The organism is Bacillus toyonensis BCT-7112 (genome assembly GCF_000496285.1).
In the GTDB taxonomy this organism is placed as follows: Bacteria; Bacillota; Bacilli; order Bacillales; family Bacillaceae_G; genus Bacillus_A; species Bacillus_A toyonensis.
In genome coordinates, this window is sequence record NC_022781.1 from 740,580 (window position 1) to 758,588 (window position 18,009).

Consider the following 18,009-nt stretch of genomic DNA (forward strand, 5'->3'; position numbering starts at 1 on the left):
GCTCTTTTGGTATTTATTTTTTATTTATTTGTAAGTGATTACATGGAGAACATTGAAATGGAATTTTATCTAAGCAATTAAAGTTCGTTTCGCAAATTTGTTCTATCGTTGGAACAAATGGGATGACTACCATGTTACTTTCTATTATTTGTGTAACAGGTGGCAATACTGTACCTACTTGATGTTCAAAGCGAATACTCGCTTGGTTAATATAATTTCCTGAACCACTTGGTGCGCTCTGAACTACTACTTGAAACGAAACTGTCCGCGCTTCACCCGGATTTAAATTTCCTATAAGAAACCCTGATACTGGACTTACATTTCGTAATGGAACACTATCGACTATTACGCTTCCAGGGATAAATCGAACACTACTATCTAACATGTCTTGAAAACGAATATTTTGCATGACAGTATCACCTGTATTTGTAATGACTGTCGTAAACGTAATGACATCTCCAATTGTTGCTGTTTGAAGATTTGCCGTTTTTACGACTGTCGTTGAGACATTTTGAGGGATAAACGGGATAACAACTGTATTACTATCACCTTCAACTACTACAGGCGGCTCATTCGGATTTACAGTTGCGAGCCCAGTCGCTGTAGCAGTATTTGTAACTAAATTATTTATTTGTCCTCCCGTTATTACAACTTGGAAATTAATAATTGCCGCATCATTTGGCTGAAAATCACCTAACGGAATACCCGTATTCGGATTGGCAAATGGAAGAGGTACATCATTTACCGTTACCGTGCCATTTATAAATAACGTATTTGGATCAATGATATCTGTTAAAACAATATTCGTCACAGGAACTGTACTATCATTTATGACGGCAATGCCGTAAGTGACAACATCTCCTACCATTGCTACTTCAAAGTTTGCTCCTTTTGCAACAAATAAGATTGCAGTATTTACCGTTACAATAACTGTATTACTCGTGTCCATCACTGTAACTGGCGGTTCACCTGGTACTAAAATATATTCTGCTGATGCCCCAGCAACGTTCACTACTGTACCACCATCTGGAAAACTCGTAATCGTAGCTTCATATGTTACAATCGCCGTCTCACCGACTGGAATGTCCAAAATCGTAAATCCAACCTGCGGATTTACTCCCGGACGCGCTACTCCATTTACCGTTACACTATTTGGTACAAAAACAGCTTCCGGAGATAGCACATCAATAAATTGAACATTCATTGCGTCAGCCGTACCAGTATTTAATATACGAACACGATACGTTACCGTTTCTCCTACTCCAACAATTGAATGATCTACTTCTTTCAGCATATCTAAACTGCCTCTATTTACTGGTGTGACTGTCGTATTACTTGAATTGGTAATTGTAAACGGTGGTTCTCCTGGAATCAATTCGAAATTACCAGTTACTCTCGCTGTATTCATAATGCTACTAGAAGGCGGAATTGAAATTACATTTACTTCAAATGTGATTAATACGCTATCCCCTACTGCAAGATCCGGTAATGAAAAGCCTACAAAAGGATCTAAACCTACTTGCGGAATCCCATTTATTTGTACACTTCCAGGAACAAATTCTAAACTAGGTGATGGAACATCGATAAACTGAACATTCGTCGCTGTTACCGTTCCCGTATTTGTAACTTGCACACTATACGTTAACGTATCTCCTAAACGTGTCGCTTCTTTATTTACAGATTTTATAATGCTGAAACGTCCTCTATTTATTCTTGTTATAGTCGTATTACTCGGATCTGTCACTATAACCGGTGGTTCTCCTGGCACTAAAGTAAAACTTCCTGTTATATTTGCAACGTTCGTAATTGTTCCTGATGACGGGATGGTTGTAACTGTCGCTTGAAACGTCACTATAACCGTTTCACCAACTGGTATATCTCCAACTCCAAAGCCAGTAATCGGATTTAAGTTTAGTTGCGAAACTCCATTTACCGTTACACTATTTGGTACAAATGACGCTCCTGCTGAAATCGTATCAACAAACTGAACATCGTTAGCTATTACTGTTCCTGTATTCGTTATTTGAACCGTATACGTTAATACATCTCCAACGAGAGTAGCCGCTCTATTTACTTGTTTAATAACATTAAATTGTCCTCTATTGACAGTTGTGAGTGTTGTATTGCTCGGTTGGTTTACTATAACTGGTGGTTCTCCTGGTACTAATACAAAGCTACCTGTTACATTTGCCGTATTGACAATTGTTCCGTTTGATGGAACACTAACAACTGTTACTTGAAATGTTACTTCTACACTTTCACCTGGATTTATATCTGGAAGCGGGAATCCATTATTCGGATTGAATCCAGGTTGTAACACACCGTCTATCGTTACACTGTTCGGCACGAATGCTATAGAAGAAGGTAATACATCACTATATTGAACATTCGTTGCTGTCACTGTCCCTGTATTTTGAACTACTGTTGTATAGGTGATTGTATCCCCTACTGCAACAATCGGCTGACTCACTGATTTTAATACATTCAAACCAGATTCATTTATTTCTGTTAATGTCGTGTTACTTGTCGTCGTTTCAGTAATAGGTGGTTCTGTTTCACTTACAGCAAATGTCGCGGTAACGTCTACAAAGTTAACAACTGTACCACCTTCTGGTATGCTCGTTACCGTCTCCTGATATGTGACAAGTACAAAATCATCTACAGGTATATCTGGAACTGTAAAACCAATGAAAGGATCTAATCCTGGTGCCGGTACCCCGTTTATGCTCACACTTCCTGGTACAAATGCTACACCCGCGGAAGTAGTATCTATAAATTGAACATTCGTCGCTGCCACTGTTCCAAAATTAAAAATCAATACATCATACGTTAAAATTTCTCCTACAGTCGCTACTTCTTTATCTACTAGTTTTAACGGAAAAATAAACGCTATATTAATTGTCGTAACGACTAAATTCGTTAATATCGTTTCCGTAATCGGTGGTTCCTGCGGATTCGGTTGTGAAGTAAATGTAACGTCAGCATCGTTTAATATGACTTCATTATCTGGAATCTCTGTAATTGTCACTTGGAATGTTACCGTAATACTTCCACCAGCAATTAATAATGGAGTAACAGTAAATCCTATTTCTGGATTTAAACCAAATTGCTGAACCCCACCTATCGTTACACTATTTTCGACAAATGTCGTTCCTTCCGGAATGACATCTTGGAAGAGTACATCTGTAACAGGTATAATTCCTACGTTCGTAATTAGCACGCTATACGTTAATACATCTCCAACAGCCCCAGTCGCAACGTCAACTGCTTTTGTTGCTGTTACTTCACCAGGAGGAGGTAACGGTATTGTAACTACTGTCGTATTACTTGAATTTGTCGTTGTTACAGGTGGTTGTAAAGGATTTAATAAGAAAGTGGCTGTAGCAGATGCCGTATTTAATACTGCTCCGCGTGGGGATGGCGTAACTACTGTAACTTGGAACGTTACTGTCACTGATGCCCCAGCTGCAATATTAGGAAGCGGGAAACCAATATTCGGATCTAAACCAAGCTGTGAAATTCCATTTATCGTCACACTGTTTGCGACAAATGCTGTTTCTGGAGCAATTGGATCGATGAAAGAAACATTCGTCGCTGGTACTGTGCCGTTATTTCGAATGACAACAGAATACGTATAAGTTTCTCCAAATGCCGCTTGTTGTACAGATGAAGATTTTTGTATATTTAACTGTGCTGTGTTTACTTGTGTCACGACAAAATTGCTATTCGTAACAGTCGTTATTGGAGGGTTTGCTGGATTTATAAGAAAACTTGCAGTAACGTTCGATTGGTTTCTAATATTTCCACCGCTCGGAACACTCGTCACTGTAACTTGAAACGTAATCGTAGCCGTTTGTCCGACCGGAATATTTGGTACTGGGAAACCTGCCATAGGATCCGCGCCTTGCTGAACAACTCCATTTATCGTCACACTATTTGCTACAAACGCAGTTCCAACAGGAATCGGATCTTGAAAAATAATATTCGTTGCAGGAACAGTTCCTGTATTTTGAATAAGAATTGTATACGTTAACGTATCTCCTACGCCTGCTTGCGGTGTGTTTACACTCTTTATTACATTAATTGATCCTACATTTACTCGCGTCACAACAATATTACTAATCGTTACAATTGTAATTGGTGGCTGCAGAGGACTTACTTGGAAATCAGCAGTTACATTCGCATTATTCGGAAGAACTCTATTTGGTGGTACACTCGTGATCGTCACTTGAAAAGTAACTGTTACCATCCCTCCTACTGGAATATTAGCAAGTGGAAATCCAGTTGTTGGGTTTAAACCTGGCTGAGGCGTTCCATTTATTGTTACACTATTTGCTACAAACGTTGTTCCAGATGGAATTGGATCAAGGAATGATACATTTGTCGCTGCTACTGTTCCACTATTTTGTATACGAACTGTATACGTTAACGTATCTCCTACACCTGCTTCAGTAGCACTTACACTTTTCATTACATTTAACCCTGAAGAATTCACGACTGTCATAACAGTATTACTTGGTACTGTTACAGTAATCGGTGGCTCTGTCGGATTTACAAGGAAATCTCCAGTTACATTCGCATTATTTACGACATTATTTCCTTGGGGAATTTCATCAATTAATACTTCAAAAGTAACAATTACACTCGCACCAGTAGGCAAATTATTTAATGGGAATCCAAGTTCTGGATCTGCCCCTTCTTGTAAAACACCATTAACAACTACACTATTTTCAATAAATAATGTCCCTTGTGGAATTGAATCTTGGAAAAATACATTTGTAGCTGGTACACTACCTGCATTTATAACTTCGATTGTATATACTAAAACATCCCCTACCGTTGCAACATCTGTATTCACTGCTTTCACAACTTCAAAATTCCCTGATTGTACAGTTGTATTCACAATATTACTCGGTACATTGATTGTTACTGGCGGTTCGCTCGGATTCACTTGAAAACTTGCTGTTACATTTGCTTGATTTAAAATATCTTCATTTTCTGGATCCTGTACAATTAATACTTCAAATGTGACTACAACTGTTTGAGCCGCAGGAATATTTGGAAGAGAAAATCCTGTATTCGGATTCAATCCACTTTGCGGTACTCCATTAATTGTTACAGAATTTGCAACGAAAGAAACAGCGGAAGAAATAGTGTCTTGGAAAAGCACATTTGTTAACGGAACATTTCCTGTATTTTGGACGGCAATTGTGTATGTTAAAGTGTCTCCTACTGCCGCTTGCGTTGTATTCACTTCTTTTATTACATTTAAACCACCCGTATTAACTTGTGTCACTACAGTATTCGTTTGTCTATTAATCGTTACTGGCGGCTGATTTGGTTTAACGACGAAATTAGCAGATACATTTCCACGATTCGCAATCGTACCTCCTGATGGCGTAGATGTCACTCGTACTTGAAAAGTCACTGTCCTACTTCCGCCGGGAGATATATTTGCTACCGCAAACCCAGTCGCTGGATTTGCCCCAGGTTGCGAAACCCCATCTACAGTCACACTATTTGCAATAAAAGTCGTTCCAATTGGGATTGGATCTTGAAAAACAACATTCGTCGCAAGTACATTTCCTGTATTCTCAATTGTAACGGTGTACGTAAGAACGTCATTCACTGTCGCAAAAGCTCTATCCACTGTTTTTCTCGTTCTTATATCAGCTATATTAATTGTAGTAACTACGGTATTACTCGTCGCTTGACCTGAAATTGGTTGTTGACCAGGCACTGGGGTAAAGGTAAAGGTTGCACTTGCACGGTTCGGTATTGGATTGACAAGAGGGTTCGATGTCACTCGTACTTGAAAGCGTACTACAGTCGTTTGCGATGCATTAATACTTCCAAGATTAATACTACTTGATGGATTCGCTCCTGGACGTGCTACTCCATTAACCGTAACACTATTAGCTACAAATGTTGTTCCTGCAGGGATACTATCAACAAAAATAACATTGTTTGCAGCAACATTCCCATTATTCGTCACATTAACTGTGTACGTTAATACATCATTAAGAGTTGCCGTCTGTAGATCTACAGATTTTTGCATACTTATAGTCGCTTGATTCACTGTCGTTTGTACTGTGTTTGAAGAAGACGTACTTGTAATAGGGGCACTACCGACAAAAGGACGGAATTGATATGACACCATTGCACGATTTGGAATAGGATTTGGGTTCGGGAACGATGTTATTCGAACTTGAAATGCAACAATTCTTTGCGTGTTATTTGGGATTGTACCTAAATTAATTCCATTCGCGGGATTCGCACTCGGTTGCGTTACTCCACCTACCGTTACACTACCTGCTACGAATGTAGTTCCGTTCGGAATACTATCTTGTAATACAACGTTTTCTGCACTTCCTGTTCCTGTATTCGGGACCGTAATCGTATAGGTGAGAGTATCCCCTACCCCTGCAACGGTTCTATTTACCGATTTAACAGGATTAATGATTGGACCTGTTGCATCAATTTGAACACCAAAACCAGCTGCAGCGTATCCATCTCCATTTGTGACAAAGCGAACAGTTGCTGACGTCTGATTGTTTACTAAAGATGAGGAGGCATCTACATTCGTAATATCCCACCCTTGTCTTCGGATCGCTAAAGCTATTCCTAACGGCTGATTCAGATTTCCAAATGTTCCGCTCGTATCTAAATTTCCATTGTCATTACAAATTTGTGACTGAAAGAAATTATTTGCAGGATTTCTCGGTCCGAATAAAGTAACTGTAGCATTTGCATTCGGCCCAAAACGAAGTTGATCTCCAACAATGTTAGCATCACCTTCTTGGGCAGTTACAAGTACTCTTCCTGTAACTGTTCCCGTAGACGGCGTTGCAAAACCTGAAATAACAGCATCTACTGGTGGTGATGATGCCTCAATAATTTCTTGTCCTGCATACACCGATAAATTCCTTAGTGGTAAACTCACATTTTGATAAACTACCTCAAGCGTCCAGCCAACCGAACGACTAATTGTTGAATCAGCTGAAGTTCTTGCAGCTGGCACGGCACCTGTTGTATATGTGCCAGCCCCACCTGCACTAATAAGGTTCGTTACGTTAGCAGAACGACTATAATAAAACTGCTTCCCTACTGAACCTTGCTGGGCAGTTGCTGGGTCTGGTGTAACAGAAAATGTCCCCGCTGGTGTTGTAAAGGTAATATTATCATTTAAAAACGCAGTAACATCCTCCGTATCAGTCCGGTATGTGCCAGCCCACACAAGTTCTGCGTATAAGACACTACTCCCTGCTGGAAGGTTCAAAATTGCACTTGCAGAATTTAATCGCCAATCATTTGTCGTTCCTGCTGGGAATCCTGGCACTTGAAGCGATGTATTTACCGTAGTAAATACATCAATCGTACCGAAATTATTGCCTGGTGCAGGAGATGTAGGACTGAGTCCCAACGTGTTCCCAGTGAACGTGACGGCACCAGTAACTGTCGTTGTAAAGCGATTCATAAAAGGCACGTAATCATCTCATTTCATTTATAGTAAAAAGTGCTCTATACTATAAAATGTAGACAAACTATAGAGTGTACGTTGTCCAACAAAATTCCGCACATACGAGAGGAGTTTATAAAACTATGCGCTACGTTATCATAACAGGAACTTCACAAGGTTTAGGTGAGGCAATTGCCGCGCAATTATTAGAAGAAAGCACAACCATCATCTCTATTTCTAGAAGAGAAAACAAAGAGCTTACTAAACTTGCAGAACAATATAACAGCAATTGTATTTTCCATTCCTTAGATCTTCAAGATGTACATCATTTAGAAACTAACTTTAACGAAATCATTTCATCCATTAAAGAAGACAATGTATCTTCTATTCATTTAATTAATAATGCAGGTACAGTTGCACCTATGAAGCCGATTGAAAAAGCAGAAAGCGAACAATTCATTACGAACGTTCACATTAATTTACTTGCCCCTATGATTCTTACATCTATGTTCATGAAACATACGAAAGACTGGAAAGTAGATAAACGCGTTGTAAACATTTCATCTGGTGCAGGAAAAAAACCTTACTTTGGCTGGGGCGCTTATTGTACTACGAAAGCTGGTGTGAATATGTTTACACAATGCGTAGCGACTGAAGAAGAGGAAAAAGAATATCCAGTAAAAATCGTCGCTTTTGCACCTGGTGTTGTGGATACAAATATGCAAGTACAAATTCGTGAAACAAATAAAGAAGACTTCACAAATTTAGACCGATTCATCACACTAAAAGAAGAAGGAAAGCTATTATCACCTGAATATGTGGCAAAAGCTATTCGTAACTTACTAGAAACTGAGAACTTCCCGCAAGGCGAAGTTATTAGAATTGATGAATAATAAAAAGGCGTGCTAAATAGCACGCCTTTTTTATTCTACTTCTCTAAAAATATGAGCACAGACTCCGCAATTTGTTCATAACCAATTTCTTGATAAATTTTATTAGATGTCGGATTGGCTAAATCAGTATATAGTGTAGTCGTCTTGTACCCTTCGTCTAACATACGTTGACTGAGTGCCGCTACACAATTAGATGCGTACCCTTTTTTTCGTGCTTCTTTCGGGGTATAAACGAAATTTACTGTTATATTATTTGTAGTTGGTCTCGTTTTTGCAGCTACAGAAACGAGTTTCCCATCTACTTCTAGACCAAATAGACGATTATTAGTGATTAATGTATGTGCGGTTTGTTCCGCTTCTTCTTTCGTAGTTGGGAGCTTCACATCTTCACAAAATTGATATATCCATTTTTCTATTAATGGCAACTCATCATTAGTTATTTCTCGAAAAATTCCATCCTCGTTCCACTTCTTCTTAATTTGTTGTAATGCATATACACCTTGTTTCATTACAACATTCGTTTTCTTATTTTCTAACACCGCAAGCTCTTCAGCTAATTTCTGTACAATTTCCTTATTACCGATCAATCCAGGAATGTCCGGATATACTTTCGATAACTCTTTTGCAAGTTTCACTATATCTACTTCCGAATTTTCAGAAGTTGCAACAATCATTTGTATCTTCTCTTCTGTTTGAAGAAATACAACTGTAATTTCTTCTCCTCGTTTCGCTACCCCCATAAACGTCGGTTCTTGAGCTACTTGTAATATACCTAACATTAAATTATTTTCCTGCTCATTCTTTTCTAAAAATGGTGTAACATCTTCTTTAAAATGAAGAATCTCTTTATATACGTGTAATTGAATCATCGACAATCTCTTCTCTCCATTTATATTTTAATTAAGTATTGGCGATTAATTCATTAAATCCTTCTTTTACGATTCGATAATATTTGAAACTAATATGTTCAAATTATATTCAGCTCGTAATATTCTCCGTTTTTCCGTTTCAAATCGCTCTTCTTCATTTTTAAATGACTCTTTACGCTTTTGAATCATTCGTTCCATCTCTTTTTTACTCGGTCCTCCGTATACATTTCTTTTTTGAATAAAAGCTTCTGGCGATATAATTTCTTTCCACTCTTTTTCCAATAAATGTATTTTAAATTTTTCTTGTAAGTATATATTTACATCTTTGAAATGTAATTCATGAAGCTCCTTTTTCTGCACCAATGACATATTAGCAATCGTACTTGCTGCATGATGAGCATGCCGAAATGGAATTTTATAGTTTTTTGTTAAAACATCTGCAAAATCAGTTATCGTTATTGCATGTTTATAGGAACGACTTTTTAACGTTTCTTCTTCTACTTTCATCGTTCGAATGACTGCATTCATAATAGAAAATACGCGAATCGTCTTTTCGATTCCTTTATATAAATACGGCTGTAAGTCATCTTCCGTATCGACAATATCCCCAAATGGTGTATTATGAATCATTTGAAATACTGTAAATGCTTCTCCTAAAGCGCTACTCGTAATAGCACGAGCATGCTCAATTGAAACTGGATTTCGTTTTTGTGGCATAATACTACTAATTTGCACATATGGCTTCGCAACAGTAATACCATCATATTCTTTCGTCGCTAATAATAAGAAGTCATGAATCCATCTACTCGTATTTGTCATCATTATCATAAGTAACGAGCTAACATCTAATAAATAATCCGCTCCAGCGACAGCATCATATGAGTTCTCAATTACATTTGTAAATCCAAGTAAATGAGAAACTCGTTCTCGTTTAATCGGAAAACTTGTTGTTGAAAGTGCAGCTGCCCCCATCGGAGACTGATTTAAAATTTGGTACGTTTTTTTCATTCGTTCTAAGTCTCTTTGCATCGTATCATAAATTGCTAACATATAATGACCAAACGTTGTTGGCTGTGCTGGTTGTGTATGTGTATAAGCTGGCATAATTGTTCCCTTATGATCATCAGCAAGTTGCAATATACTTTCTTGCAATAATAAATGGTGTTCCATTAATCGTAATACATATCGTCTTAAGCTCATACGATACATCGTTACTCCCATATCATTTCTACTTCGACCGATATGCATATTACTTACAAAATCACACTTTGCTTCCTGAGAAATTAAATGTTCAACTAAAAAAAAGAGATCTTCATGTTGTTCTGTATATCGCAATTGATCTTTGGGCATTCCTTCTACCTTTTTTAGTGCTTTTAATATAACTGTAGCTTCTTCTTTTTTTATTAAACTTTCTTCAGTCAGCATCATAATATGCGCTTTATGCACTTGAAACATATCTTTTAATAAGTGGTTATACTGAAAATTAAATACATGTTGTAATACACAATCCACATATGTTTTCCCAGGGAAATCAGCGCCTTCATTCTTTATAAATTCTTCTTTACTCTGTTTCATCACCTTTTCCCCTTTCACCTAAGTATTACTACCCATCATACCCAGAGATAGTAAAAAAGTGCTTATACATAAAGTGAAACTTTAATTAGCCCTTACCAATCGGCCTTTTACAGGCAATTGTACTCCCACCTAACTCTCTCGCATTCGCCCAATTTTGAGATGGGAGTCTTACTGTCCACAAATAGCGGGACAAAAATAAACTCGGTGCTTTATGCACCGAGTTTATTTAATAAAAGTCGCATCATACTTATCACTTTGCAACACTTGGAAATGTAAATTTGCTAAATGTTTACGTATTTCTGCACTGTCATCTTCATTTAAATTATTCGCTAAGAATACAATTTCTGTACAGTTCCCGCGCTTATCCATAGCATAAACCGCTTTTGTAACCGTCCATGGCGTATACCCATTCTTTTGTCCTGCGTGTCTGAATGTTTTACGATATTTCTTGGCACTCATATCTGTTTCAACGATACTCGCCCACACTTTTTCTTCAGCTTCTGTCAGGCCACCTTTATGGTTTGCCTTTTGCAGCAATACCATATAATCGTTTGCGGACGCAGCTGGTAATCTATCTGACCAAATTTTATCATAACGTTCCTCTAAATAAAGAGGAATTTCTTTCTGTAATAATGACCCCTTCTTTTTTAAGCGCTCATGAATAATCATCGCATATTCACGATATTGCTCTTGAGTCATTTCTTTTAATTTTTTCTCTATTTTATATTTTGGAACATGTAATTCTTTATGCAAATATCCTGGGATATATAAAGATGAAACAATCGGAAATAGTGGTTGATGTGCAGGGAGCGATAAACTTTGTAAATTTCGATTAATATTATCTAATCCTAACACTTCCATTAAATATTCCGCATTAGCATTCGAACTAAACTTAACCATTCCTTTTGCCACGTCTTCTAAAGTAACGGCTCCTTCAGTTATCTTGCCTGTCTTCTCCAAATACCTTTGCCATCTATCTTGTGCACCACCATCTGTATTCGGTACATAATATCGATTGACATCATTAATTGAAACGAAACTAGCCGGGTCAATTTTCCCTTCTGTAACTTGTTTCGTATATTCAAGCGCCACAATTAATTTCATCGTACTAGCAACTGGCAATACAACATTTGGATTTACAGAATAAACAACTTTATCATTTCTCTTTACTAGAAGCGCACTATTTTTTTCATCTTTATGTTCTTCAATAAAAGATGCAATATACTGTGCATCATCATTATTTGAACTCCATACTTTTTTCACTAAAAAGTTACCCGATATTAGCAAAACGAAAATACCCACAATTACTGCGCATACTATAGTTTTTTTCAAGTAAAATTCCTCTCCTATTGTATAACTCTTCTCTCTATCTTTAAAAAACAAAATAATGGAGATGGTCATTTAAATAACCATCTCCATTATTTTAACTTGTATACTCCTATTATGTCTACGTCATGATTTTCACAAAATCCTCAAGAAATTTTTTATAATGTAATGACCAACCAATTCGTACCCAATTTTTCAAGGCTTTTGCATCAGGTTGAGGACGGAAATCTGCAATACTTTCTCCTTTTGCAATTCCAGCTGTATCTACATCGACACGACGATATACATAATCTAAAAGGGATGGATTTGCCGCAACCATCATTGTAACGACGTCATGTACTGGACTTCCTTTTATTTTCGGATTTAACTTTCTATAAGCTTTATAATAATACGTAAATATCGGCTCGATTAACTTATTAAAACTCGTTTTAGAATGTTTCGTAATATATTTTACCATCTCTGGCGTTATAATTGCCTCGGATGTAACATTAAGCGGCACTAATGTTACATTCTTCGCATTTTGCATAACTAACTGTGACGCAATCGGATCGCCATGAAAATTCGCCTCCGCCACTGGTGTAACATTGCCAGGCATTAAAAAAGCACCGCCCATTATATAATATTCTTTTACATATTTCATCATCGGCTTTTCTAAAATAAACGCTGTCGCTAATGTCGTTGACCTACCAGCATCAACAATGATTAATTCTCCTTTATATTTTTCAAGAATATCGAAAAACTCACAAAAAGGCTTTATATTTGGAGAAAGGTTTTTCGGAGGACGAATTGGCCCTAAACCTTCCGTCCCGTGAATTTCTGGATAATACGTTGTAATATCTCCAGATAAAGGGATTTTCGCACCATTAATAACTGGTATATCTTCCCTACCTGCTAACTGTAATAAATACGCTGCATTACTTGTCGCTTTTTCTTGTGTTACATTCCCATATCCAGTTACTACGCCAACAATATCAATATCAGGATGCAACAATCCATACATAATTGCTAAAGAGTCATCTATTCCCGGGTCTCCTAAAAATAACACTTTTTTCATCGACCTCAACTCCATCCCCTCAGTTGTTATTAATTTATGAATAGCCCTACATATACAGAATAAAAAAGATGAAATTTATATAAAAAAACGCAGTCCTATACGGACTACGTTCCTCATCTAGCCTATGCTGTTTTTTTCACAGCAATCATACTTCCCACTATGTAAGCGATAAACGCAAAGCAAATTGGGAAGACAACTGTATGTATACCGAACGGATTTGGGTAGAAAAGATGAATACACATATATGAGCCTACCCCAACTAAAATGGAAGCAAGTGCTCCAGTTGCATTCCCTTTTCTCCAATATAACCCTAAGACGATTGGCCAAATGAATGCTGCTTCTAATCCACCGAAAGAAAATAAATTTAACCATATTAAAAAATCTGGTGGTTTAATCGCCGCTGCATAAACGAGCAGTCCTACAATACCCGTAATCCACAAACTTCCTTTTTTTATCGTACTGTCTGCTGCATCTTTATTTATGTAATTTACATATATATCTTTAATAATCGATGAACTTACAAGTAACAATAGCGAATTTACTGTAGACATAATCGCTGCCATTGGTGCCGCTAAGAAAACGCCAGCTAGCCAAGGTGGCAACACTTCCATCGCGAGTAGCGGCATGACTTTATCTGGTACCGTTATACCAGGAAGTACTACTCGTGCAAATACACCCGTTAAATGCATCCCGATCATAATTGTACCAACGACAACCGTTCCAATGATTAGAGCTTGATGCATAGCTTTTGAATTTTTATAAGACATAGCACGCACACTAATTTGTGGTAAACCGACAACGCCAATTCCAATTAAAATCCAAAACGATGTAACATATGATTTCGTTAAACTACCATCTGCTCCGAATGGTGTAATTAAATTCGGATTGATTTGAACAAGTTCCTGCATAATCTTTTCAATTCCACCACCAGCAATAACAGTAGCAACTAAAATGATTGTCGTTCCAACTAACATAATGATACCTAATAACGTATCTGATAACGCAACTGCGCGGAACCCACCAATTAATACGTACACAAGTACAGAAAAAGTAAATAAAAATAGTGCTGTTGTATAAGATAGACCTGTTAGCGACTCAATTAATCGTCCACCGCCGACCCACTGGGCTACTGTTGCTGAAAATAAAAAGATAATAATACATAACGCCGAAAGTATAACAACCGCTTTATTATTGTATCTTCCTTTTAAATAATCGATAAGCGTAATTGCTTCCATCTTCCTAGCAATAATTGCAAACTTTTTACCGATAACCGTTAAAACGATATACCCTGTTACAACTTGAATCGCAGATAATAATACCCATCCAAGTCCCATATTGTAAGCAATACCAGGGCCACCAATGAAACTACTTGCACTACCGTACGTAGCAATCATTGTCATCGCTAATAATAAACCGCCAAGCTCACGTCCACCAAGAAAATATTCTTGCAAAAATTTATTATGAGCAGTCGCTTGCACGCGTCTTGAAGCATATATACCAATTAAAAATACAACGATAAACGAAATTATCATTGGAATGATTACATACCAATTCATCTATTATTCCTCACTTTTTTCTTCCTCATCGAGTGAAATATCTTGAAATACAAAACGAACAACTAAACTAAGCAAAATAACCATTACGACAAATCCAACAATACAACTATAAAAAAACCATGCTGGAAAACCGAATACATATGTATATTCACTTGGATTTTTACTACCAAGCCCATAAGCAAATCCGTACCATATTATAAAATTGATAATAGCAAGTCCAAGACCAATTAACGCTTCTCTATGGGCGATTCGAAAGCGTGGATCATCATGATAATTCTTCATTTTCTCCCTCCTCTCACGATGTATTATTGTACCATTGTTCTTCTAGTTTTTCCTACTAGAAAGCAAAAACAAGCAGGATTTTTTATAATTATATAGAAGACTCTCTTACATTACATATTTTTTACAATTGTAACACAAATGAAATTTGAATTTTCAGTAATTGTTAATTATGATTTTAATTAGAGGCTTTCCATCTAGTTCCTACATCCTTGATTTCGGAATAAACGCCGTCTCGTACTGCGTTTACATTATATTTTCAAGGGGGTTATACAATGAGTCAACTAGCTGTAAATCTTCATGAAAAGGTAGAAAAGTTTCTTCAAGGCACGAAAAAGTTATATGTGAATGGATCTTTCATTGAAAGCGCTTCCGGTAAAACGTTTAAAACGCCTAACCCTGCAACTGGCGAAACGCTTGCCATCGTTTCTGAAGCTGGTCGCGAAGATATTCATAAAGCTGTAGTCGCAGCTCGCATGGCTTTTGACGAAGGTCCTTGGTCTCGCATGAGCACTGCTGAACGAAGCCGCCTTATGTACAAGCTTGCCGATTTAATGGAAGAACATAAAGAAGAGCTTGCACAGCTCGAAACGTTAGATAACGGAAAGCCAATCCGTGAAACAATGGCAGCAGACATACCACTTGCAATTGAGCATATGCGCTATTATGCTGGCTGGGCGACGAAAATCGTTGGTCAAACAATTCCTGTTTCCGGTGATTACTTTAACTATACACGCCATGAAGCTGTTGGTGTCGTTGGTCAAATTATCCCTTGGAACTTCCCGCTTCTTATGGCAATGTGGAAAATGGGAGCGGCGCTTGCTACAGGATGTACAATCGTTTTAAAACCTGCAGAACAAACTCCACTATCCGCTCTATACTTAGCTGAATTAATTGAAGAAGCTGGATTCCCGAAAGGTGTTATTAATATCGTTCCTGGATTCGGTGAATCAGCTGGACAAGCTCTCGTTAATCATCCACTCGTTGATAAAATTGCATTTACTGGTTCTACTCCAGTTGGCAAACAAATTATGAGACAAGCATCCGAATCATTAAAACGTGTTACTTTAGAACTTGGTGGTAAATCACCAAATATTATTTTACCAGACGCCGACTTATCTCGCGCTATTCCTGGTGCACTTTCTGGTGTTATGTTTAACCAAGGACAAGTATGCTCTGCTGGATCACGCTTATTTATTCCGAAGAAAATGTATGATAATGTCATGGCTGATCTCGTCCTTTATTCTAAAAAATTAAATCAAGGTGCTGGTCTAAGTCCAGAAACTACAATCGGTCCTCTCGTTTCCGAAGAACAACAAAAACGTGTAATGGGCTTCATTGAAAAAGGGATTGAAGAAGGCGCTGAAGTACTTTGTGGAGGAAGTAATCCATTTGATCAAGGCTACTTCGTTTCTCCTACAGTATTCGCCGACGTCAATGATGAGATGACAATCGCAAAAGAAGAAATTTTCGGTCCAGTTATTTCTGCAATACCGTTTAACGATATTGATGAAGTAATTGAACGTGCGAATAAATCACAATTTGGCTTGGCAGCTGGTGTATGGACAGAAAATGTTAAGACAGCACACTATGTTGCAAGTAAAGTACGCGCAGGTACAGTATGGGTAAACTGTTATAACGTCTTTGATGCAGCATCTCCATTTGGAGGATTTAAACAATCTGGTCTTGGCCGTGAAATGGGATCTTACGCATTAAATAACTATACAGAAGTGAAGAGCGTTTGGTTAAACTTAAATTAAATCGAAAGAACCTGATCCACTCGGTCAGGTTCTTTTCATTATGTATTCCTTTAAACTTGCAGCCCTCCGCTCACATTTAATACTTCCCCTGTAATATAGGATGCGTATTCTGACGCTAAAAAGGCCGCCGCGTTCGCAATATCTTCTGGCGTTCCAATTCTACCAACCGGAATTGCTCCAACCATTTTTTCTTTTACTTTATCTGGTATTGTTTTTGTCATATCCGTATCCATAAATCCTGGACAAATTGCATTACAAGTAATACCGAAGCTTCCAACTTCTTTCGCTGCTGTTTTCGTTAAACCGACAACGCCAGCTTTCGTTGCCGCATAATTTGCTTGTCCAATATTCCCTTCTCTACTTATTGAAGAAATATTAATAATGCGCCCATATTGTTGTTGTCTCATATAAAGAAGAGCTGGCTGCATACAATAAAAAACGCCAGTTAAGTTTACTTGTAATACTTGTTCCCAAGCTGATTTCTCCATTTTATGTAACATTGCATCTTTTGTAATTCCAGCGTTATTTACTAAAATATGCAGTGTCCCAAATTTTTGAACTGCATACTCAATTAATGATTTCGCTTCATTTTGATTACTTACATCACATCGATATAAGCTTACTTCATATCCTTCTTCCGATAATTCACGTGTCGTTTTTTGTAGTTTTTCTTCATTTACATCACTAATTAAAACTTTAGCCCCAAGCCTAGCAAAAACTCGTGCAATTTCTTTTCCAATTCCTTGGGCGCCACCTGTTACAACAGCTGTTTTCCCATTTAAAAATCCCATCCCTATCCCCCATTTCTATTACTTATACTGTATATTTCGGCTTTTTGCTTTCCAAATCCTCTTTGTATAAAAAAGTCTATTTGTGTCAAACTAACTTTGCAACGTCGCATAAAGTGAAACTTTAATCAGTGGGAAGTTTGTTCATCCCCCACTGATTATCAGCCCTCACCAATCGGGCATTTACGGGCAGTTAATCTCCCACCTAGCTTCTTTGTTCCATCTGAATTTTGAGGTGGGAGTTTTACTACCCGCTATGCGGGATAAAGTGCAAGGAGATTGTGTCGAATGAACAAAAAAAATTTCAAACAAAGCAAAGCCACTGATGGTATTGATGTTGAGTTCTCTCGTGAACTCGCTGACCACAACGACTTAGAAGCAAACGCACGTGCAAATGCCGCTGATGCACGTCAAAAACGCCAGTCAACAGAAAAATAAGGGGAAATCATA

11 protein-coding genes are annotated in these 18,009 nt (G+C 37.6%); 3 read left to right on the forward strand and 8 right to left on the reverse strand.

The window, feature by feature from the left end:
* Positions 1 to 13: 13 nt before the first annotated feature.
* Positions 14 to 7,486, reverse strand: a complete 7,473-nt coding sequence (locus BTOYO_RS03785) for a DUF7507 domain-containing protein (protein ID WP_001116423.1) — start codon at positions 7,484 to 7,486, stop codon at positions 14 to 16.
* Positions 7,487 to 7,602: 116 nt separating this feature from the next.
* Between BTOYO_RS03785 and BTOYO_RS03790 the strand changes: the two genes are divergently transcribed.
* Positions 7,603 to 8,352: a (S)-benzoin forming benzil reductase gene (locus BTOYO_RS03790; protein ID WP_001271043.1), complete on the forward strand. Its 750-nt coding sequence runs from the start codon at positions 7,603 to 7,605 to the stop codon at positions 8,350 to 8,352.
* Between the two features lie 35 nt (positions 8,353 to 8,387).
* Here the strand turns inward: BTOYO_RS03790 and BTOYO_RS03795 are convergent, their stop codons facing one another.
* From BTOYO_RS03795 to BTOYO_RS03820, 6 genes are all read right to left on the reverse strand, one after another.
* Entirely contained in the window at positions 8,388 to 9,227 is an 840-nt protein-coding gene (locus BTOYO_RS03795; protein ID WP_002093485.1) for a GNAT family N-acetyltransferase, read from the reverse strand.
* A 60-nt stretch (positions 9,228 to 9,287) separates the two neighbouring features.
* Positions 9,288 to 10,796, reverse strand: coding sequence for an argininosuccinate lyase (gene argH / locus BTOYO_RS03800; RefSeq protein ID WP_000813956.1), 1,509 nt, complete (start codon positions 10,794 to 10,796; stop codon positions 9,288 to 9,290).
* 222 nt (positions 10,797 to 11,018) lie between these two features.
* Positions 11,019 to 12,128: a serine hydrolase gene (locus BTOYO_RS03805; protein ID WP_000751360.1), complete on the reverse strand. Its 1,110-nt coding sequence runs from the start codon at positions 12,126 to 12,128 to the stop codon at positions 11,019 to 11,021.
* A 115-nt stretch (positions 12,129 to 12,243) separates the two neighbouring features.
* A complete protein-coding gene (locus tag BTOYO_RS03810) occupies positions 12,244 to 13,191 on the reverse strand; it encodes a nucleoside hydrolase (RefSeq protein WP_073990662.1) in 948 nt (315 codons plus the stop codon).
* A gap of 107 nt (positions 13,192 to 13,298) precedes the next feature.
* Positions 13,299 to 14,732 carry a sodium/pantothenate symporter gene (gene panF, locus BTOYO_RS03815; protein WP_001104810.1) on the reverse strand — a complete coding sequence of 478 codons (1,434 nt, stop codon included), beginning with the start codon at positions 14,730 to 14,732 and terminating at the stop codon, positions 13,299 to 13,301.
* Positions 14,733 to 14,735: 3 nt separating this feature from the next.
* On the reverse strand, positions 14,736 to 15,014 hold the full coding sequence (locus BTOYO_RS03820; RefSeq protein WP_000800723.1) for a YhdT family protein: 279 nt from the start codon (positions 15,012 to 15,014) through the stop codon (positions 14,736 to 14,738).
* 272 nt (positions 15,015 to 15,286) lie between these two features.
* Here BTOYO_RS03820 and dhaS point away from each other — a divergent pair, with 272 nt between their 5' ends.
* Complete coding sequence (dhaS, locus tag BTOYO_RS03825) at positions 15,287 to 16,771, forward strand: aldehyde dehydrogenase DhaS (RefSeq protein ID WP_000080271.1); 1,485 nt, start codon at positions 15,287 to 15,289, stop codon at positions 16,769 to 16,771.
* 50 nt (positions 16,772 to 16,821) lie between these two features.
* Here dhaS and fabG read toward each other — a convergent pair whose 3' ends face one another.
* Positions 16,822 to 17,562 carry a 3-oxoacyl-ACP reductase FabG gene (fabG, locus tag BTOYO_RS03830; RefSeq protein ID WP_000506444.1) on the reverse strand — a complete coding sequence of 247 codons (741 nt, stop codon included), beginning with the start codon at positions 17,560 to 17,562 and terminating at the stop codon, positions 16,822 to 16,824.
* 285 nt (positions 17,563 to 17,847) lie between these two features.
* On the opposite strand from fabG, the gene BTOYO_RS03835 reads away from it, so the two are divergent.
* Entirely contained in the window at positions 17,848 to 17,997 is a 150-nt protein-coding gene (locus tag BTOYO_RS03835; protein ID WP_001035815.1) for a YfhD family protein, read from the forward strand.
* Positions 17,998 to 18,009 lie beyond the last annotated feature (12 nt).